16 protein-coding genes are annotated in these 19,898 nt (G+C 61.9%); 8 read left to right on the top strand and 8 right to left on the bottom strand.

Features of this window, described 5'->3' with window-relative positions:
* Positions 1-35: 35 nt before the first annotated feature.
* Positions 36-1,664, bottom strand: coding sequence for an ABC-F family ATP-binding cassette domain-containing protein (locus ET418_RS10175; RefSeq protein ID WP_149307492.1), 1,629 nt, complete (start codon positions 1,662-1,664; stop codon positions 36-38).
* Between the two features lie 182 nt (positions 1,665-1,846).
* Here ET418_RS10175 and bfr point away from each other — a divergent pair, with 182 nt between their 5' ends.
* Positions 1,847-2,314: a bacterioferritin gene (bfr, locus tag ET418_RS10170; RefSeq protein WP_149307491.1), complete on the top strand. Its 468-nt coding sequence runs from the start codon at positions 1,847-1,849 to the stop codon at positions 2,312-2,314.
* Positions 2,315-2,344: 30 nt separating this feature from the next.
* On the opposite strand, the gene ET418_RS10165 is transcribed toward bfr, so the two are convergent.
* The 5 genes from ET418_RS10165 to ET418_RS10145 form a co-directional block, all read right to left on the bottom strand.
* The gene (locus ET418_RS10165; RefSeq protein ID WP_149307490.1) at positions 2,345-2,944 is read right to left on the bottom strand and encodes a nucleotidyltransferase family protein; all 600 of its coding nucleotides are present in this window, start codon (positions 2,942-2,944) and stop codon (positions 2,345-2,347) included.
* Entirely contained in the window at positions 2,941-3,708 is a 768-nt protein-coding gene (locus ET418_RS10160; protein ID WP_149307489.1) for an XdhC family protein, read from the bottom strand. The genes ET418_RS10165 and ET418_RS10160 overlap by 4 nt, the downstream gene beginning before the upstream one ends.
* Positions 3,705-5,882, bottom strand: a complete 2,178-nt coding sequence (locus ET418_RS10155) for a xanthine dehydrogenase family protein molybdopterin-binding subunit (protein WP_149307488.1) — start codon at positions 5,880-5,882, stop codon at positions 3,705-3,707. The genes ET418_RS10160 and ET418_RS10155 overlap by 4 nt, the downstream gene beginning before the upstream one ends.
* The gene (locus ET418_RS10150; protein WP_149307487.1) at positions 5,879-6,343 is read right to left on the bottom strand and encodes a (2Fe-2S)-binding protein; all 465 of its coding nucleotides are present in this window, start codon (positions 6,341-6,343) and stop codon (positions 5,879-5,881) included. Before ET418_RS10150 ends, ET418_RS10155 begins: the two co-directional genes overlap by 4 nt.
* A gap of 311 nt (positions 6,344-6,654) precedes the next feature.
* Entirely contained in the window at positions 6,655-8,889 is a 2,235-nt protein-coding gene (locus ET418_RS10145; protein WP_149307486.1) for an ATP-dependent helicase, read from the bottom strand.
* 179 nt (positions 8,890-9,068) lie between these two features.
* Between ET418_RS10145 and ET418_RS10140 the strand changes: the two genes are divergently transcribed.
* Positions 9,069-9,539 carry a MarR family winged helix-turn-helix transcriptional regulator gene (locus tag ET418_RS10140; RefSeq protein ID WP_149307485.1) on the top strand — a complete coding sequence of 157 codons (471 nt, stop codon included), beginning with the start codon at positions 9,069-9,071 and terminating at the stop codon, positions 9,537-9,539.
* Positions 9,540-9,560: 21 nt separating this feature from the next.
* Positions 9,561-10,376, top strand: coding sequence for a DUF169 domain-containing protein (locus ET418_RS10135; protein WP_149307484.1), 816 nt, complete (start codon positions 9,561-9,563; stop codon positions 10,374-10,376).
* 244 nt (positions 10,377-10,620) lie between these two features.
* On the opposite strand, the gene gdhA is transcribed toward ET418_RS10135, so the two are convergent.
* Positions 10,621-11,967, bottom strand: a complete 1,347-nt coding sequence (gene gdhA / locus ET418_RS10125; RefSeq protein WP_149307483.1) for an NADP-specific glutamate dehydrogenase — start codon at positions 11,965-11,967, stop codon at positions 10,621-10,623.
* A 487-nt stretch (positions 11,968-12,454) separates the two neighbouring features.
* Between gdhA and ET418_RS10120 the strand changes: the two genes are divergently transcribed.
* The 4 genes from ET418_RS10120 to ET418_RS10105 all read left to right on the top strand — a co-directional run bounded on the left by ET418_RS10120 (position 12,455) and on the right by ET418_RS10105 (position 17,635).
* Positions 12,455-13,270, top strand: a complete 816-nt coding sequence (locus ET418_RS10120) for an electron transfer flavoprotein subunit beta/FixA family protein (protein ID WP_149307482.1) — start codon at positions 12,455-12,457, stop codon at positions 13,268-13,270.
* Between the two features lie 150 nt (positions 13,271-13,420).
* On the top strand, positions 13,421-14,749 hold the full coding sequence (locus ET418_RS10115) for an electron transfer flavoprotein subunit alpha (RefSeq protein WP_149307481.1): 1,329 nt from the start codon (positions 13,421-13,423) through the stop codon (positions 14,747-14,749).
* Between the two features lie 215 nt (positions 14,750-14,964).
* Entirely contained in the window at positions 14,965-16,938 is a 1,974-nt protein-coding gene (locus tag ET418_RS10110) for a heterodisulfide reductase-related iron-sulfur binding cluster (protein WP_149307480.1), read from the top strand.
* A gap of 133 nt (positions 16,939-17,071) precedes the next feature.
* Complete coding sequence (locus ET418_RS10105) at positions 17,072-17,635, top strand: ANTAR domain-containing response regulator (protein ID WP_149307479.1); 564 nt, start codon at positions 17,072-17,074, stop codon at positions 17,633-17,635.
* A 137-nt stretch (positions 17,636-17,772) separates the two neighbouring features.
* On the opposite strand, the gene draG is transcribed toward ET418_RS10105, so the two are convergent.
* Complete coding sequence (draG, locus tag ET418_RS10100) at positions 17,773-18,678, bottom strand: ADP-ribosyl-[dinitrogen reductase] hydrolase (RefSeq protein ID WP_149307478.1); 906 nt, start codon at positions 18,676-18,678, stop codon at positions 17,773-17,775.
* Positions 18,679-19,017: 339 nt separating this feature from the next.
* Between draG and ET418_RS10095 the strand changes: the two genes are divergently transcribed.
* Entirely contained in the window at positions 19,018-19,890 is an 873-nt protein-coding gene (locus ET418_RS10095) for a radical SAM protein (protein WP_149307477.1), read from the top strand.
* The last annotated feature ends 8 nt before the right edge of the window (positions 19,891-19,898 follow it).

Raw genomic sequence — 19,898 nt, 5'->3', positions numbered from 1 at the left:
TTATTAATTATCCGAAGCAAAATAATTTATTCCATCTAAGAGACCACGGCATGGGACTTGCCGAGGTAATATTCGTAATTCCCCTCGTAGACGCGCATTTCGCCGTGGTCGATCTCGAATACCCGGTCCACCAACAAACGCAGGAAATGGCGGTCGTGGCTGACCAGCACGACGGTTCCGCCGAACCCCTGCAAGGCGCCCAACAGGACCTCCCGTGACCTGATATCCAGGTGATTGGTCGGTTCGTCCAGCACCAGAAAATTGACCGGCCGCGCCAGGAGGGTCGCCAGCACCACCCGGCTTTTCTCGCCGCCGGACAGGTTCTCGATGCGTTTGTCCACCGTGTCCCCCTGGAAGAGAAAGGCGCCCAGCAGGTTGCGGATCACGCCGATATTGGCCAGGGGCATGGCTGCCTGGACCGTTTCGAAGACGGTCTTCTTCGGGTCGAGGATATCCATGGCGTGCTGGCTGAAATAGCCCAACTCCACATTGGCACCCAGGCTGACGTGGCCTGCGGTCTGTCCGGTCTGGCCGGCAAGGACCTTGAGGAAGGTGGATTTTCCGGCGCCGTTGACCCCCACCACGGCGATCTTGTTCTGGCGGCGGATGATGCCGGATACCCCGCTGAAAACCGGGTGTTCCCGGCCGTCGGGCAACTGCCAGCTCTTGGCCAGCCCCTCCATGGCCACCACGTCGTCCCCGCTCCGGGGCGGTTCGCTGAACTCGAAGCGCACCACCCGCTCCTCGGGCGGGATCTCGATGCGCTCGATCTTGTCGATCTTCTTGACCCGCGACTGCACCTGGGTCGCATGGGAGGCGCGGGCGGCAAAGCGGGCGATGAACTCCTCTTCCTTGGCCAGCATCTCCTGCTGGCGGCGATGGCTGGCCAGAAGCTGCTCCCGGCGGATGTCCCGCTCCCGTTCGTAAAAATCGTAATTGCCGCCGTAGGTGGTAACGGCCTTGTTGGCCACCTCGATGATGCGGGTGACGATGCGGTTCATGAAGTCCCGGTCATGGCTGGTCATCAGCAGCGCGCCGTCGAAGTCGTTGGCCAGCCACTCCTCCAGCCAGATGATCGACTCCACGTCCAGATGGTTGGTCGGTTCGTCCAAGAGCAGTACGTCAGGTTTGAGGGTCAGTATCTTTGCCAGGTTGATGCGCATCTTCCAGCCGCCGCTGAAGGACTCCACCGGGTGGTCGAAGCGGTCCGGTCCGATGCCGAGGCCGGTCAACACGGTCTGGGCCCGGGTGTCCAGGTCGTAGCCACCGCGATGCTCGAACTCCTCCTGGGCCACGCCGTAGCGCTCCAGCAGGGCGGCCATGTCGTCGTCGGACCGGGGCACGCACATGGCCGCCTCCATCTCCTTCAACTCGGCCGCAAGGCGCATGGTTTCCGCCGAGCCTGCCATGACCTCCGCGAGGGCCGAGCGTCCCGCCATCTCCCCCGCATCCTGGGAGAAATAGCCGATAGTGGTGCGTTTGGCACAGGTGATCTCGCCGCCATCCACCTCTTCTTCACCGGTGATGATGCGGAAGATGGTGGTCTTGCCGGCCCCATTCGGCCCCACCAGACCGTTGCGCGTGCCGGGGAGTATCTGGAAACTGGCGTCGCGGAACAGGACCTGCGAGCCGTGCTGCTTGGTGATATTGGAAAGGTGGATCATTGCTGTGACGTTGCTCCTCGTGCTGGAATGGACTGCACCAGATAGCACGAGCGGCGTCGCCCCGCAACCAATTTTTATGATGATGGCGGCGCGCACTTGACCGGCGGGGGAAGTGTGTTTCAATTAAATCAAATGTCCCGAGCGGGGCCGGAACAAAATTGCCGTGTAAAGGAGCAGCCACCATGAAGGGAAATGACAAGATCATCGAGCATCTCAACTTGCGCCTGGCAGAGGAGTTGACCGCCATCAACCAGTACATGGTCCATTCGGAGATGTGCGACAACTGGGACTACGAACGGTTGCACAAGGCCATCGAGAAGCGGGCCATCGACGAGATGAAGCACGCCGAAAAACTGATTGCCCGCATCCTCTTCCTGGAAGGGCGCCCCATCGTCAGCGATCTCAACAAGATCCATATCGGTGCCGAGGTGCCCAAGATGCATGCAAACGACTGGAGTGCCGAAGAGGCCGCCATCAAGGGATACAACGAGAGCATCAGGGTGGCGGTGGAGGTGGGCGACAACGGGACCCGAGAACTGCTGGAGGACATCCTGGAGGAGGAAGAGGTGCACATCGACTGGCTGGAAGCACAGCTCGACCAGATCAAGCAGATGGGTGCCCAGAACTACCTGGTGGAGCAGATGCACTAGCGTCCCGTGCGGTTACTTCGGCGAACGGCGCTAAATTGACCCCTCTCGGCAGATCTGGACGATGCGCTGGTAGTCTTCGGGGGTGTCCATGTCCAACACGACCCCTTGATCCTCGGTATCCAGATGGCGGAGCCGCCCCGGGTCGCGGCGGACCAGGTCGCGCAGGGTGCCGGTGTCGTCGAGTTCGTCGAGTATCCCGCGGGGGAAGCAGGTGGGGTGGCCGCGCCTCCCCCCGTGGGAGGGGATGATGATGGCCCTCGGGTCGCGGTGGTGAGCTGCCAGCAACCCGGCGACGGTTGCGGGCAAGACCAGGGGGTGGTCGCAGGGGGCGATGAGGACCCCGCTGACGGTGGGCGGCAGTGCCGCGCGGCCGGTCCTGACCGAGCATGCCATATCGCCGTGCGGGTCCGTGGTCCGCACGATGCGGACCGGCTGGCGGCGGGCCTCCTCGGCCACGGCCTCCCCCTGGGGGCCCACCACCACGATGACCTCTTCGGCTCCTCCTGCCAACAGGCTCTCCAGGCAGCGGGTAATGACCGTCGTACCGCCCAAGGGGAGCAGTTGCTTGCAGGTCCCCATGCGCCGGGAGAGGCCGGCCGCCAGGAGGATGGCCCCGACCCGGCCCGTCACGGTTTTTTCCTGAGTTGGATCAGTTGCCCCACGATGCTGACCGCGATCTCCTCCGGGGTTTGGGCGCCGATGTCCAGGCCGACCGGGGTAACGATCCGCCTGCGCTGTTCCTCGCCAAACCCCTCCCGCTCCAGAAGCGCCAGCAGGGTCTCCCGCTTGCGGCGGCTCCCCAACAGGCCGATAAACCCGGCCTCGGTGGCCAGGCACCCCCGCACGGCGTCGAAGTCGTGCAGATGCCCCGGCGTGGCGATCACGGCAAAGCTCTCCCGGTTGAGGGTCAATTGCCCGAAGGCATCCCGCACCGGGGCGCAGACGATGTCGTCGGCCCCGGGGAGCATGGCGCGGGTGCTGCAGTCGGGACGCTCGTCCACCACGATCACGCGGAAGCCGCAGGTATGGGCGAGCAGTGTGACCGCCCTGCCCACATGACCGGCCCCGAACATGACCAGGAGCGGCCGGCGCCCCTGGGGGTCGATAAAGACCGTCATGCTGCCGCCGCAGGCAAAGCCCTGTTCCTCGGTCAGTACAAAGGGGAGGGTACGCTGTCCGCCGTCGCCGAGGGCGGACAGGGCCGCCTGGACGCTCTCCAACTCCACCCTGCCGCCTCCCACGCTCCCCAGCACGGTCCCGTCATTCCGCACCAGCATCTTGGCGCCGGACTTGCGGGGGGACGAGCCGCTGTGGGCGACGACGGTGGCCAGGGCAAACGGTTCGCCCTGCCGGGCGAGCCGTGCCATCTCCTCGTAGAGTTCCAGATCGGTCATGCCTGTCCCCGGGCTGCCGTGACCTTTTCCGGCGTCAGGGGCAGCGAGCGCACCCGGGCGCCCGTGGCGGCGAACAGGGCGTTGGCCACGGCCGGCGCGATGGGGGGGACGCCCGGTTCGCCCACGCCGCCGGGTGGCTCGTCGCTGGGGATGATGTGCACCTCCACCCGGGGCGAGCCCTGCATGCGCACCAGCGGGTAGGTGTCGAAATTCCCCTGCTCCACCCGGCCGTTCTTGAGGGTGATGGCCCCGTAGAGCGCCGCCGAGAGCCCGAAGACGATGCCCGATTCCATCTGGGCCGCAATGGTGTCCGGGTTGACGATCCGGCCGCAGTCGATGGCGCAGACGACGCGATGGACCTGTACCTGTCCCGCGCTATCCAGGGAGACCTCGGCCACCTGGGCGATGAAGCTGCCGAAGGATTCGTGCAGGGCGATGCCCCGGCCGGTGCCGGCCGGCAGCTTCGTGCCCCAGCCCGCCTTTTCGGCCGCAGTCTGCAACACGCCCAGGTGGCGGGGGTGGTTCGCCAGTAGCGCGCGACGGTACTGGTAGGGGTCTAAGCCTGCGCTGTGGGCCAACTCGTCCAGGAAACTCTCCACCACAAAGGCGTTGTGGGAATGCCCCACCGAGCGCCACCAGAGCACCGGCACCCCGTTCTTCGTGGTGTGCAGGTCAACCAGCAGGTTGGGGATGGTATAGGATATCTCTGAGGCACCCTCAACCGAGGTGTGGTCGATACCCCCCTTCACCATGGCCGACTCGAAGAGGGTGCCGGCGATGATCGACTGCCCCACGATGGTGTGGCGCCAGGCCAGGGGGTACCCCTTGTCGTCCAGACAGGCGGCGATGCGGTCATGCCACATGGGGCGGTAGTAGCCGGCCCGCATGTCGTCCTCGCGGGAGCGGATCACCTTGACCGGTTTCCCGACCGCCTTGGCCACCTCAACCGCCTCGATGACGAAATCCGACGCCGGGCAGCCCCTCCGGCCGAAGCCCCCGCCCAGAAAGGTGGTCTCCAGGCTGACCTGTTCCGGCTTGAGTCCGGCCACGCGGGCGGCGGCGTTGCGGTCCACGGTCTGGAACTGGGAGCCGGTGCGGATCAGGCAACGGTCCGCCTGCAGGTCCACGAAGCAGTTGAGCGGCTCCATGGTGGCATGGGCCAGGTAGGGCACCTCGTATTCGGCCTGCAGGGGGCGGTCCGCCCTGGCCAGTTCGGCCGGGGCATCGCCGTCGTGGCGTGCCGCCAGCCCCGGCATGGCGGAGAGCCGGCTATACTCCTCGCGCATGGCGGGCGTGGAGATTTGCGCCCATTGCCCCTCGTCCCAGGTAATCTCCAGCAGTTCGCGCCCCTTCTGGGCGGGCCAGAAGCCGTCGGCCACCACCGCCACCCCGGCGGGCACGGCCACCACCTGCTTCACCCCCGGCACCGCCAGGGCCTTCTGCGGATCGAAACCCTTCACCGTCCCGCCGAAGACCGGCGGCCGGGCGATGACCGCGGTCAACATGCCGGGGGTGTGGACGTCGATGCCGAAGGTCGCCGTGCCGTTGATCTTGGCCGGACTGTCCAGACGGTGGATCGCTTTGCCGAGCAGTTGCCTTTGTTTTAGGCCCTTCAGCTTCGGTTCCTGGGGCACCGGCAGTTTGGCGGCCCGGGCCGCCAGGCTGCCGTAGCCGGAGCGCTTGCCGCCGGGGCCGATGACCACGCCGTTCTCGGCCCTACAGGCCGCAGGCTCCATCTGCCAACCCTTGGCTGCCGCCGCCACCAGCATCTCGCGGGCCGCCGCGCCGGCCCTGGAGAGCCGATCCCATTCGGAGCGCACGCTGCTGCTGCCGCCGGTCACCATGAGCGGGCCGTACTGGGCATGGTTGTATTCCGGCGCCACCGGTGCCGCCTCGACCCGCACCTTGTGCCAGTCGCACGCCAACTCCTCGGCGATCAGCATGGGGAGGGAGGTGTAGACCCCCTGGCCCATCTCGGACTTGTTGACGATGACGGTCACGCTGCCGTCGGTGCCGATGCGCAGGAAGGCGTTGGGGGCAAAGGCCGTTGTCGCGGGAGCGGCGGCAGCGGCGCGGCCCCCCAGGGGGATATGGCAGGCCAGCACCAGCCCGCCTCCCACCAGCAGGCCGGTCTTGATGAAGTCCCGTCGGCTCACCTTGATGATCTCGCTCATGACCGTTTACCTCCCTTCCCGCCCGTGGCGGCGGTATGGATCGCCCGGCGGATGCGGACATAGGTGCCGCAGCGGCAGAGGTTGCCGCTCATGGCGCTGTCGATGTCCGCATCGGTGGGGTGGGGCTTCTCTTTCATGAGCGCCACGGCGCTCATGATCTGCCCCGGCTGGCAGTAGCCGCACTGGGAGACCTCGTCGGCTAGCCAGGCCTTTTTCACGGGATGGTTTTCGGCGATCCCCTCGATGGTGGTGACCTTTTTGCCCTGCACCTCGGACAGCGGCGTGATGCAGGAGCGCTCCGCCCGGCCGTCGATGTGGACCGTGCAGGCGCCGCACAGACCCTCGCCGCAGCCGAACTTGGTGCCGGTGAGGTGCAGGTGGTCCCGCAGCACCCAGAGGAGCGGGGTATCGGGGCTGAGGTCCACGGACTGTTTCTTGCCGTTGAGAGAGAACGTGATCACGGTTTCCTCCTTTGGTTCGGAATGTTCCACGGGAGTGAGTTGGGCGGGGGGCGTATCTTTTGAAAAATTATAGCCGAAAATCGTGCGGCGGCAAGTGGTGGGGATGAAGATCGCGATGGCGCGGCCGGCGTCCGGGGAGGGTGGGACACAAGTGCAAGGTAGCATCTAAGAGATGATTTAAAAACTCAGATTGTTCAAAAATAGTCAGATCGTCGCACCCGCGAGACAAGCCCTGCGGAGGCGTAGCAGCGCTACGCCGCACAAGGGGGCCTTCGAGGATGGCGGCGAGATGGCTGTTTTTCAACAATCTGCTAGGCCCGTTCCAGACCGGCGAACCGGAGCAGCAGCTTCTTGGGGCCGGCCGAGTTGAACCAGACGATGGCCTTCTGGGATTCGCCGCTCCCCTCGATCTTCCTGATGGTGCCCTGGCCGAATTTGGCGTGCCGCACCTTCATGCCCACAAAGACCTCGCCATATTCCTCCGGCGGCTCAGGGACGATCTCGACCTCGTTGGTAGTGCTGAACTGGGCGGCAGCGGCCAGATTGTGGCTTGGGGCAAATTCCTGGCGGATCGCTGACGTTTGCCCGAACGGCCGTTCCGTCCGGTAACCGCTCCCCCCCCCGGTTCCCTCCTCATCCAACAGCTCCCCCGGTATGTCCTTGAGAAAACGGGAGGGCGGGTTGGACTGGTCCTGGCCGAACAGGTAACGCCGGCGGGCGTTCAGCAGGTAGAGCCGTTCCCGGGCGCGGGTCATGCCGACGTAGCAGAGGCGTCGCTCCTCCTCCATGCCGTCCATATCGTCCAGGGCGCGCACATGGGGGAAGAGCCGCTCCTCCATGCCGATCATGAAGACCGCCTTGAATTCCAACCCCTTGGCCGCATGCAGGGTCATGAGCGTCACCGAGGGCTTGCCCTGCTCCCCCTGTTCCAGGTCCGACACCAGGGATACCTGCTCCAGGAATTCGGACAGGCCGGTCTCGGGGTTCTTCTCGCAGAACTCCTCCATGGCCGCCAGCAACTGCTCCAGGTTCTCCAGCCGTTCCGTATCCTCCTCGTCCCGGCTCTCCTTGAGCCGGGTCAGGTAGCCGCTCTCCTCCATCACCATGCGGGCCAGTTCCGGCAGCCCCAGGGATGCGCCGGTCTCCCGGAAACGCTCCATCATGGCGGCAAAGGCCGCGACCTTGCCTCGCGGCCCGGTCCCCAAGAGTCCGCTCTCGGCGGCATCCTGCAGGGCGGCGTACATGCTGATTCCCCCCCGGCTGGCCTGGAGGGAGATTTTGTCGATGGTGGCGTTGCCGATGCCCCGGGCCGGCACGTTGATGACCCGTTTCAGAGAGATCTCGTCGGCCGGGTTGTCCAGCACGCGCAGGTAGGCCAGGATGTCCTTGACCTCCATACGGGCGTAGAACCTGACGCCCCCCACGATGTGGTAGGGGAGCGCCTCGGACACGAGCGCCTCCTCAACCTGGCGCGATTGGGCGTTGGTGCGGTAGAAGACCGCCATCTCCTCCAGGGGGACGCCATCCGTCCGCAAACGGGATATCTCGCGGCAGACGGTGCGCGCCTCGTCCCGGTCCGACTCCACCCGCAGGTAGCGGATGTTCTCACCGGCAGGGTTTTCGGTCCAGAGGGTCTTGCCCTTGCGGCCGAAGTTATGCCTGACCACCTCGCCGGCGGCCTTGAGGATAGTGGCGGTGGAGCGGTAGTTCTGTTCCAGCCGGACCACGCGCACGCCGGGGAAATCCTTCTCGAACTCCAGGATGTTGCGGATGTCGGCCCCGCGCCAGGAGTAGATGGACTGGTCGTCGTCCCCCACCACGCACAGGTTGCGCCGTTCCCCCGCCAGAAGCTTGATCAGGTTGTACTGCACCGGGTTGGTGTCCTGGTATTCGTCCACCAGGATCCACTGGAAACGTTCCTGGTAGAAGTGGCGAACCTCGGGAAAATCCGCCAGCAGGCGGACGGTCTGGATCAGCATGTCCCCGAAGTCCAGGGCGTTGCACTTCTTCAAACGTTCCTGGTAGGCGGCATAGATCCGCACCAGCCGTTCGTTGAAGATGTCGCCGGTGGCCAGGGCGTCCAGGTCCTCGGGGAAGAGGCCGCGGTTCTTGAAATCATCGATCTTGGCGCCGATGGTCTTGGGGGGAAAGCGTTTGTCGTCCAGGTCCAGTTCGGCCAGCACATCCTTCAGGAGCCGTTCCGAGTCCTTGTCGTCGTAGATTGCAAAGGACGACTCAAAGCCCAGATGGTGGATCTCCCTGCGGAGGATGCGGCCGCAGGCGGCGTGGAAGGTGGATATCTGGGGCACTTCACCGCCGTCGAGCAGTTTTCTGACCCGTTCGGCCATCTCGTTGGCGGCCTTGTTGGTGAAGGTCACGGCCAGAATGTTCCGGGGGTGTACGCCCCTCTCCCGGATCAGGTGGGCGATGCGGTGGGTAATGACGCGGGTCTTGCCCGATCCGGCGCCGGCCAGGATCAAAAGCGGCCCCTCGCCGTGCAGCACGGCCTCTTTCTGGGGCGGGTTGAGGTTGGTAAGGAGATTCATGGTTCTTTTTTAGTCGCTGGAGGGTGGCGCGTCAAGTGGAAAGCCGTGCTCTAAAAATGGCCTAATGCAATTTTCGAAAGGGTCGGCAGTTCACTGGTTGCAATTGTTGCCGTTACTTCTGTTTTTTTATTATTGACAATATATTGTCAACATGACACTTTGTTGTCAATGGAGGCTAAATGACAATAAACCATACGAACCACACCCCTGGAGGGACCAATTTCACCAAGCTTATCTTGGAGGCATTTCGTCTGAATGGTGCCCTTATTGCTGCTGGAGACCAGTTGGTAGATGATCTAGGGCTGACCAGTGCCCGCTGGCAGGTCCTTGGGGCTTTGTGCGAAAGCCCCGCAACAGTGGCGGAGATCGCCCGCCGGATGGGTCTCACTAGGCAGAACGTCCAGCGCATCGCCGATTGTTTGGCCACAGGCGGATTTGTCACTACCTCTGCTAATCCCGCCCATCGCCGTGCAAAACTCTATTCGCTGACGCCACATGGAACAACCGTGATGGAGGAAGTCAACCATCGCCAGGCGGAGTGGGCTAATCGGATTGCTGACGGAATCGGTCCTACCCAACTTACCGAGGCTGTTTCATTGATGACGGTGCTTACGGAACGGCTCGGGCACGATTTGCCACGGCGTAAATAAATTCAGAAAGGATAAATTCACATGGAATCTGCAATTGCTAAGGCATTGAATTTGGAAGCGGAACCGGTTGCGCTGCTCTTTTCGGCCCAAAAACCAGAGGAGGCAGCGCAATTCAAGCAGGGGGTCCAGTCCTGTGTCATGTTCATGTTTGCCTCGGCTGCTCGGGGAAAGACGGCGGTATTCGATCGAGAATCGTATGCCTGCCCCGGTGGCGGGATCGGGCTCGGCTTTGGCAATGCGTATGAGAAGTTTCCCGGTGGCCTTCCCGGTTTTTGCCGCTTTCTCTCTACCGGCAACGAGAACGATGCTACCGGCAAAGCGATTGGGGAGGGGATGAAGGCGGCGGGTGCGCCTGCCACTTTTGTCGATCACTTCTTGCACGGAGAGCGATACAAGCGGACTCCGGATCTGGCGGAACAGTTCGTAAAGGGTTTGCCGATCACTGAGGTGCCGACGCAATACGTAGTGATGAAACCGTTGTCAAAGGTTGACCCCACCAAGGAAGAGCCCGTCTCCGTGACCTTCCTGGTAAACCCGGATCAGCTTTCGGCGCTGGTCATCTTCGCCAACTATGACCGACCCGGCCTGGAAAACACAGCGGTTCCCTATGCTGCGGCCTGCCAGGTTATGGGGATACTCTCCTACAAGGAGGCGCAGTCGGAGAACCCGCGCTGCCTCATCGGCCTCACCGACATTTCGGCGCGCAAGTACCTTAAAGGTCAGGGATGTGCCAACAAACTTGCCTTCACGGTTCCGTTTCGGCGCCTGAACCAGATGGAAGGCAACGTGGAAGGCAGTTTCCTGCTGGGCAGCACCTGGGCTGGTGTCCTGGAGTGAGGGGGATCGGATTAATGATTCTTATAACTGGAGTCAATGGACAAGCTGGTCGGGCAATAATTCGGGCTTTATCATCGAAAGGAGAAGAAGTTCGGGCTTTTGTTCATAAAGTTGATCACTCTTTCTGGGGCGGGTTGAGGTTGGTAAGGAGATTCATGGTTCTTTTTTAGTCGCTGGAGGGGGGCGCGTCAACGAAAAAAGCCCGGCCGTCGGGCCGGGCTTGGGGAAACTGCCCTCAAAGGGGCTACACGAGACCGTGGGCCACCATGGCGTCGGCAACCTTGGTGAAGCCGGCGATATTGGCGCCGAGAACGTAGTTGCCCGGTGCCCCGTACTCCTCTGCAATGTCGTGGCAGAGTTGATGGATGTTGACCATGATGTCTTCCAGTCTCTTCTCGGTGTAGTCGAACTTCCACGAGTCGCGCTGGGCATTCTGCTGCATTTCGAGGGCCGATGTGGCAACCCCGCCGGCATTGGCCGCCTTGCCGGGGCCGTAGACGATCTTGGCGTCCAGGAACACCTTGACCCCCTCGGGGGTGGTGGGCATGTTGGCCCCCTCGCCCACGGCGAGGCAGCCGTTTTTCACCAGTGTTGCCGCATCCTTGCCGTTGATCTCGTTCTGGGTGGCGGAGGGCATGGCCACCTGGCAGGGAATCTCCCAGATCTTGCCGTTGGGTACGTACGTGGCGTGCTTGTGGAAGGAGGCGTAATCCTGGATGCGCCGGCGCTCCACCTCTTTCAGTTGTTTGATCAACCCCACATCCAGTCCCTTTTCGTCCACGATGACCCCGTTGGAGTCGGAGCAGGCGATGCACCTGCCGCCCAGTTGGTGGATCTTTTCTATGGTGTAGATGGCCACGTTGCCGGAGCCGGAGACCAGGCAGGTCTTGCCGTCGAACGAGTCCTTGCGGGTCTTGAGCGCCTCGTTGATGAAAAAGGCGGCACCGTAGCCGGTCGCTTCGGTACGTACCAGGGAGCCGCCGAACTTGAGCCCCTTGCCGGTGAGAACGCCCGCCTCCCAGCGGTTTGTGATGCGCTTGTACTGCCCGAACATGTAGCCGATCTCTCTGCCGCCCACGCCGATATCGCCGGCCGGCACATCGGTATGCTCGCCGATATGGCGGTAGAGTTCGGTCATGAAACTCTGGCAGAAGCGCATTACCTCGTCATCCGACTTGCCTTTTGGGTCGAAGTCGGAACCGCCCTTGCCGCCGCCGATGGGCATGCCGGTGAGTGAGTTTTTGAATATCTGCTCGAATCCAAGGAACTTGATGATCCCCAGGTAGACCGACGGGTGGAAGCGCAAGCCTCCTTTGTAGGGGCCCAGGGCGCTGTTGAATTCAACGCGGAAACCTCGGTTGATATGCACTTTTCCCTTGTCATCCTGCCAGGGAACGCGGAAAATGATCTGGCGCTCCGGTTCGCAGATGCGTTCGATGATCTTGCGTTCCAGGTACTCGGGATGTTTGCTGACGACCGGCCCCAGAGATTCCAGAACCTCCAGAACCGCCTGATGGAACTCCGCCTCCCCGGGATTGCGCTTTAAGACCTCTTGGTAAACACCTTCAAGCTTTTCATCGAGCTTTGCCATGTCCCCTCCAGTGATTAAAAATGTGGCATATAGTAGTCGAAAACAGGATTTATTGCAAATTTATTAATCACGTGTTTAAATATTATGCACTGGTGGGGGCAAACTAAATCCATGTGACCGGTTTTTGTGCCGTTGCTTGTTCGGCCAAAGCTGATACCTTTTTTAAACCCCTGTGCATTTTTTTTAGGCGTTTGGCGCGAAAATTTGCACAGCAACGGCTCGTCGGGTTTGCTGGGGGCTCGCATTTACGTCACCCCCTGTGGGTGAGTTGCCCCTGGCAACCCCTTAACGTAGCAGCAAAGTTGGTCTTTGTTGCCTTGTGTATACTTTTGATGTGGGTCAAATCGGCACGCTTCCTGCTCATGCTAAACTCCATTCCGTCTTTGGCGGGATTCGAGATTGGGCACCGGAGCCCGGCATTGACCAGAGTGCCGGGCTTATTCTTTTTTAAAATTCAGCCGCGAGGCACTGCAGGAGAACTTCATCCATGCTCGTAGTTGCCTGTATCAAACAGGTCCCCGACACCACCCAGGTGCAGATCGATCCGGTCACCAACACCCTGGTGCGCGAGGGCATACCCTTTATCGTCAACCCCTATGATACCCATGCCCTGGAAGAGGCGCTGCGCCTGAAGGACCGTTTTGGGTGCAAGGTCGCCGTCCTCTCCATGGGGCCGCCCAACGCCGAGGCAACCCTCAGGAAGGCCCTGGCCCTGGGGGTCGATATGGCCATCCTGCTCTCCGACCGGGTCTTCGGCGGAGCCGATACCCTGGCCACCAGCAATGTGCTTTCGGCGGCAATCCGCAAGCTGAACAGCGAGGTGGACGAGGTCGGCCTGGTGTTGTGCGGCAAGCAGACCATCGACGGCGATACGGCCCAGGTCGGCCCCGGCATAGCCACCCGCCTCGCCTACCAACAGCTCACCCTGGTGGACCGCATCGACAATCTGGACGTCGGGGGCAAACGCATCCGTGTCAGCCGGAAACTGGAAGGACGCCACGAGATCGTGGAGGCGCCCCTGCCCGCCATGCTGACCGTGGTGCGCGAACTGAACCGGCCGCGCTATCCCCGCGTCCCCATGCGCCTGGCCGCGGCCGATGCCCAGGTGGAGGTCTGGAACAATCAGGTCCTCAAGCTGGACGAGCAGTCCATCGGCCTCAAGGGGTCGCCTACCTGGGTCAGCAAGATCTTCTCGCCGGAGCGGGTCAAGGGCGAGATCCTGGGAGACGGCTACGCCGATCCCGAGGGTACGGCGGCACTTTTGATCGACAAGCTGCTGGCGAAGGATATGCTGCCGCTGTGAAGCTGTGAAGCTGTGAAGCTGTGAAGCTGTGAAACGTGAATAGTGAATAGTGAACAAATGCTTGAAGTTTCTTTCACCATTCACGATTCACCATTCACCTGTTTTTTTGAAGGTTTTTTTCACCATTCACATTTTATCCAAGGAATTCCCATGAGTGAATCGCAACCCAAAGTGAAAAAACCCCGGGGCAAGGCGCACCTCATCGCCGGCAAGTGTATCGCCTGCGGCGCCCGCTGTCAGAGCGTCTGCCCGGTCAATGCCATTGAGATGAACGATGCCGGCGAGCCGATCATCATCCCGGAAAAATGCATCGGCTGCGTCAAATGCGTCAAGATCTGCCCGGCCAGCGCCCTGGAGATGTTCTTTACCCCCGAGGAGTTGAAGATACTGGAGCAACTGGCGACAGTCGCCGCTCCGGCCGAAGAAGAGGTGGACGAGGAGGCCGCGGCCCTGGCCAAAAAACTGGCCGCCTACCGGGGGGTCTGGGTCTTCGTCGAACAGACCGAGGGGGAGCCGGCCAAGGTCTCGTGGGAACTGCTCGGGGCGGGGGCTCGGCTGGCCGCATCCCTGGGGGTCGAATTGTGCGCCCTGGTGATCGGCGAAAAGGTGGAGCACCTCTGCACCGAGGCCTTCGCCCACGGGGCTGCCAAGGTCTACCTGCTGGATGCGCCGGTGTACCGCAACTATCGCACCGAGGCGTATCTCGAGGCCTGTTGCCATCTGATTGCCACGTACAAGCCTGAAATCATTCTGATGGGCGCCAGCGGCATGGGGCGCGACCTGGCCGGGGCCGTCGCGACCCGCGTGGGGACGGGATTGACCGCCGACTGCACCGGTCTGGATATCGACGACAAGCGTAACCTGATGCAGACCCGCCCGGCCTTCGGCGGCAACATCATGGCAACCATCATGTGCGACAAATTCCGGCCCCAGATGGCCACGGTCCGCCCCAATGTCATGTCGATGCCGGAACGGAAAGAGGGGGCCACGGGCACCATCGTCCGGGTGGACTTCGTGGTCCCGGAGGAGAGCATCCTCACGAAGGTCATGGAGATCATCCGCGACGCCACGAGCAAGAGCCATGTGGACATCACCGGCGCCGACTTCATCGTCTCCGGCGGCCGCGGCATGATGGCGCCCGAAAACTTCACCATCCTGCAGGAGCTGGCCGAAGAGTTGGGCGGTGTGGTAGGCGCCTCCCGCAGCGCCGTGGATGCCGGTTGGATGCCGGGTGACCGCCAGGTCGGCCAGACCGGCAAGACCGTCCGCCCCAAGATCTACATCGCCTGCGGCATATCCGGCGCCATTCAGCACCTGGTCGGCATGCAGGACTCGGACATGGTCATCGCCATCAACCGCGACCGCCAGGCGCCGATCTTTGAGGTCGCCACCTACGGCATCGTCGGCGACCTGTTCCAGGTGGTGCCGGCCATAACGAAACGGATCCGGGAATTGAAACAACAGCAAAGTACCCACTAACATAGCTCCTGAATCCGTGACGCCTCCATGCCACCGTGTCCGGAAGGCCTCAGCCTTTGCCGTTAAGAAGATGCCGGCAACCCGTCGGAGGGCCGGCAGAGTGAGTGGCTTGCTACGACACGGGCGACGTGCGGGCTCCGGCTCTTCCGGTCACTGCGGCACTCAGGCATCACGGATTCAGGCAGTTTTCATTTGCAAAAGATCGAGGTTTAGACATGACACCCAATCCGACCATCTTCACCCCCCTCCTGATCATCTCCCTCGGCATCTTTGCCTGGGGCTGCTGGCGCAGGTTCAGCCTGGTGGCCCTAGGCCAGGCGGAGAACCGGTTCGACAACATAGGCCAGCGCATCGGCGAAATGCTGAAGTACGCCTTCGGCCAAAAACGGGTCCTGGCCAAGCCATTCGGCCTCAATCATTTCGTCATCTTCTGGTCCTTCATCATCCTGCTGGTCTCCAACACCGAGTTCCTGCTGCACGGCGTCTTCCCGTCCATCAGCTTGGCGCATCTGCCCGACGGCATCTATTTCCCGCTCCTCTTGGTGATCGATATCGTGTCGCTTCTGGCCCTCGTGGCGGTGGTCATCGCCATGGTCAGGCGGATCATCGCGCCTCCCTATCCCGAGGCCCGCACCATCGAGGCATTCTTCATCCTGGCGTTGATCGCCACCCTGATGATGGCCAACTTCGGCATCAACGGGGCCAGAATATCCCACATGCCGGTGATCTATCTCGCCGTTGCCCGCACCTATATGCCGGTTTCGAGCTTTGTGGCCGGCCTGATTACACCCTCCGCCGGAGCCCTGGTGTTCGGCGTCAGCTGGTGGGCCCATGCCGCCGCCCTCCTGCTCTTCATGTGCTATCTGCCCCACAGCAAGCACATGCACATCCTGACCGCCATCCCCAACTGCTTCTTCCGGCGGCTGGAGAAGCCCAATACCCAACCCCGCGAGGAGTTCGTCAGCGGCAACACCTTTGGCGTCGCCCAGGCGGACCGCTTCACCTGGAAGGACCTGCTGGATTCCATGGCCTGCACCGAATGCGGCCGCTGCCAGAAGGTCTGTCCGGCCAATATCACCGGCAAGCCGCTCAACCCGCGGGCCGTTGTCCACGATATCAAGGTCAACCTGCTGGAGAACGGCGCCCTGCTCAAGCAGGGGGCAACGCCGGCTATCCCCCTGATCGGCGACGGGGGCGAGGGGAGCGTGGCCGAAGAGGTGATCTGGGGCTGCACCACTTGTGGAGCCTGTATGGAGGCCTGCCCGGTCTTCATCGAGCAGATGCCCAAGATCGTCAAGATGCGTCGCCACCTGGTGGAGAACGAGGCCCGCTTCCCCGAGGAGTTGCTCAATCTGTTCGAGAACATGGAGGGGCGCAGCAACCCCTGGGGTATCGCCCCGTCGGAGCGCACCAAGTGGTGCGCCCAGATGGAGGTCAAGCCTTTCGACAAGAATACCACCGAGTACCTGCTCTACGTCGGCTGCGCCGGTTCGTTCGACTCGCGCAGCAAGCACGTCAGCGTGGCCTTGGCCCAACTGCTGGACAAGGCCGGCGTCTCCTGGGGCATCCTGGGCAAGGACGAAAAATGCTGCGGCGACAGTCTGCGCCGCCTGGGCAACGAGTACGTCTTTGACCGCATGGCCAAAGAGAACGTGCGGATCTTCACCGAGCGGGGCGTCAAGAAGGTCATCACCCAGTGCCCCCACTGTTTCTCGACCCTGAAAAACGATTACAAGCAGTATGGGCTCGAACTGGAGGTAATCCACCACAGCGAGTTCCTGCGCAACCTGGTGCAGGACGGCCATCTCAAGCTGGAGGGGACGTCCGCGGAGTTGGGGGCCACCGTGTTCCACGATTCCTGCTACCTGGGGCGGCACAACGACGTGTACGACGCGCCGCGCGAGGTGATCGAGCTGGCTACCGGGGCGGCCCCGGTCGAGATGGAGCGTAACCGCAACAACGCCTTCTGCTGCGGGGCCGGCGGCGGCAGGATGTGGATGGAGGAGCATACCGGCGAGCGGATCAACCTCACTCGGGTCAGGGAAGCGTTGGAAGAGAAGCCGGACACCATCTGTGTCTCCTGTCCCTACTGCCTGACCATGTTCGAGGACGGGCTCAAGGACGTGAAGGCCGACAGCGTCAAGGTGCGCGACGTGGCGGAGGTCCTGGCCGAGGCGGCGCTCCGGTAAGCCTGCTGGATAAGGGACTGAAACAATTGTGCAAATTCGTGGCCCCGGCGGTAAATGCCGGGGCTTTTTTGTGGACAATGGCATATTAGATGCACATCAAGTCCGTATCCGATGGTTACCGGGAGGATGATACATGAAAACAGTTTTGATATGCGACGATGAGCCACTCATCAGGATGAGCCTGAAGGCCATGCTCATGGATCTTGGCTTCGAGGATGTGCTGGAGTGCGGGGACGGCAAAAGCGCCGTGGAGATGGCCATGGCGAGCTTTCCCGATATGGCGGTGCTGGATGTTGCCATGCCCATAATGGACGGTATAACCGCGGCAAAAGAGATCAAGAAAAAGCTCAAGATCCCCATCATGCTCCTGACCAACTGCTACGATGCCCAGACCGCGAAACGGGCAGCGGAGAGCGGAATTGCCGCTTTTTTAACCAAGCCGCTCCGGGAGCAGGATCTCATCCCGGCGATCGAGATTGCCTTGGCCCATACGGAGCAGGTGGAGGACCTCAAGGAAAAGATCGAAGACCTCAAGGAAACCATCGAGAATCGGAAGGTGATTGAAAAAGCCAAGGGGACGTTGATGGAAAAACAGCGCTTGAGCGAGGCCGACGCCTATCGCGCCATGCAGAAGCTGGCTATGGACAAACGCAAGAGCCTGCGCCAGGTTGCGGACGGCATCCTAAAAGGTTGTTGAAAAACAGCCATCTCGCCGCCGTCCTCGAAGGCCCTTTTGTGCGGCGTAGCGCTGCTACGCCTCCGCAGGGCCTTCTGCGGGTGCGACGATCTGACTATTTTTGAACAACCTGGGTCCAGCTAAAGGTAAAACATGGTCTACATCATACTTCCCGCCGGGCTGGCGGCAATAAGCCGCCCGGCCAGCATGTTGATCTCGCTAATCACGTTCCTATCCACCTTCTTCAGCCAACGTTGGGGAATGCCTTCCATACCGTAGTAGGCCCCGGCCAGCATGCCGCAGATGGCGCCGGTCGTATCCGCGTCAGCCCCCTGATTGACGGTCCCCACGACGCACTCCTCGAAATTCTTCCCCTTGAAAAACCAATGAAAGACGGTCTGGAGCGTATCCACCACGTAGCCGGTGGCCAGCCCCCGGTAGGGCTCGAAATGAAAGGTGGGGAATCGGGCCACCAGGCCGTCGGCCTGACGGCGCAGACGAGTCCGGGATGCACCGCAGATCGCCAGGTGCAGAAGTTCTCCCAGGCAGATGCAGGCCGCGTCCGACAGGGGGTTGTTGTGGGTGATGTGGGCCTGTTCGAGCGCATATTTCTTCAACAGTTCACCGTCGGGGAGGGAGAAGAGCGCCACCGGCACGATCCGCATGGCAGCGCCGTTGCCGGCGTCCCACTCGTTCGGGGGCGATTCCAGGGTGCCGTTCAACATGTAGGCGCGGATACCCTTGCGGCAGGTGTCGCCGCAATCCACCGGCCGGGATTTGAGCCAGGCGGCAAAATTGTGGGCGATCTTCTCCACGGACCATCCCTGGTTTTCGACGATTGCCCGGGCGATGCAGAGGGCCATCTCGGTGTCGTCGGTTACCTGCCCCGGCTTCAGGCGGAGCCAGCCGCCGCCGATGATTTCCTTGAAGGTGCCGTATTTTGCGGCAATCTCCGACGCCGTCATGAACTCGACCGTCGCGCCGAGGGCGTCGCCGATGGCCATGCCGATAAAGGCTGCCGTGGCTCTGCTGCTGATTTCTGCGGGATTGTACAGGTTGAACATGGGGCAACCGTCCAGAGGGGAATTGGCAGAACTTCAACGCATCCTTGCTAAGGCCTGCAAAAGCGAAACCAGAATGCAAAATAATATTAGTGCTCAATAAATAGGCATTATCTCGGCCCGCTCCGCCGCCACCAAAGGGTAAAACTTTGGGGGATCGGATGGCAATGGGCCGTTATACGAGCCTTTGCAGCATAATTTTAAATCAAAATGACTCTCTGGCACGCTCTATGCCTTACCCCTATGCGTAGGACGCATCAGAGGACATGAAATCAACTCAGCGACAAGGCAACGGAGCCTGCGGAGAGAGCCGCAGGCTTTTTGTTTGAAAGGAGCATACCCATGGCGAGTGCATGTGACATGAAGAACAGGATTCAAGGGCACCCCTGCTTTGGCGGCAACCATCACAAAAACGGCCGCATGCATCTGGCGGTGGCCCCCCAGTGTAACATCAAGTGCGGTTACTGCACCCGGAAGCATGATTGCGCCAACGAATCCCGGCCCGGTGTGACCAGCCGCCTGCTGACCCCCCAGGAGGCGATCGTCAAGGTGCGGGAGGTAATGGCCAGCCCGGTGGTGGGGCCGATCATCAAGGTGATCGGCATCGCCGGCCCCGGCGACCCGCTGGCCAACGAACAGACCTTTGAAACCTTCGAACTGGTCAAAAAGGAATTCCCGCACCTCATGCTGTGCATGAGCACCAACGGCCTGCTGCTCCCCGAGTCCATCGACCGTCTGTACGAGATGGGGTTGCACAGCCTGACCGTCACCATCAACGCCGTCGAGCCCGAGGTCGGAGCCCAGATCTATCGCCATGTCATCTATCACGGCCACCACTATACCGGTGTGGAGGGCGCCAAAATCCTGATCGCCAACCAGTTCGAAGGGCTGAAGCGGGCCGCCGAACTGGGGCTGACCATCAAGGTCAATACCGTGCTGGTGCCGGGGGTTAACGATGACCAGGTGCCGTTGATCGCGGAGCGGGTCAAGAAATTGGGCGCCTTTGTGATGAACATCATGCCGCTCATTCCCCAGGCGGAACTGGCACATATCGAAGCGCCCGACGAACAGCGGCTGGCGGAGGTGCGCAAGGCCAACGAGACCATCATCGGGCAGTTTAGCCATTGCAAGCAGTGCCGCGCCGACGCCATCGGCCTGATCGGGCAGGATGTGACGGTCGGGGAATCCGCCTGCGCGGTGCCGCCGCAGGCATAGGGGTAAGG

Source organism: Oryzomonas rubra, from assembly GCF_008369015.1.
In the GTDB taxonomy this organism is placed as follows: Bacteria; Desulfobacterota; Desulfuromonadia; order Geobacterales; family Pseudopelobacteraceae; genus Oryzomonas; species Oryzomonas japonica.
The sequence above is the reverse complement of the archived record's forward strand: the minus strand, read 5'-3'. Positions and strand labels throughout refer to the sequence as shown.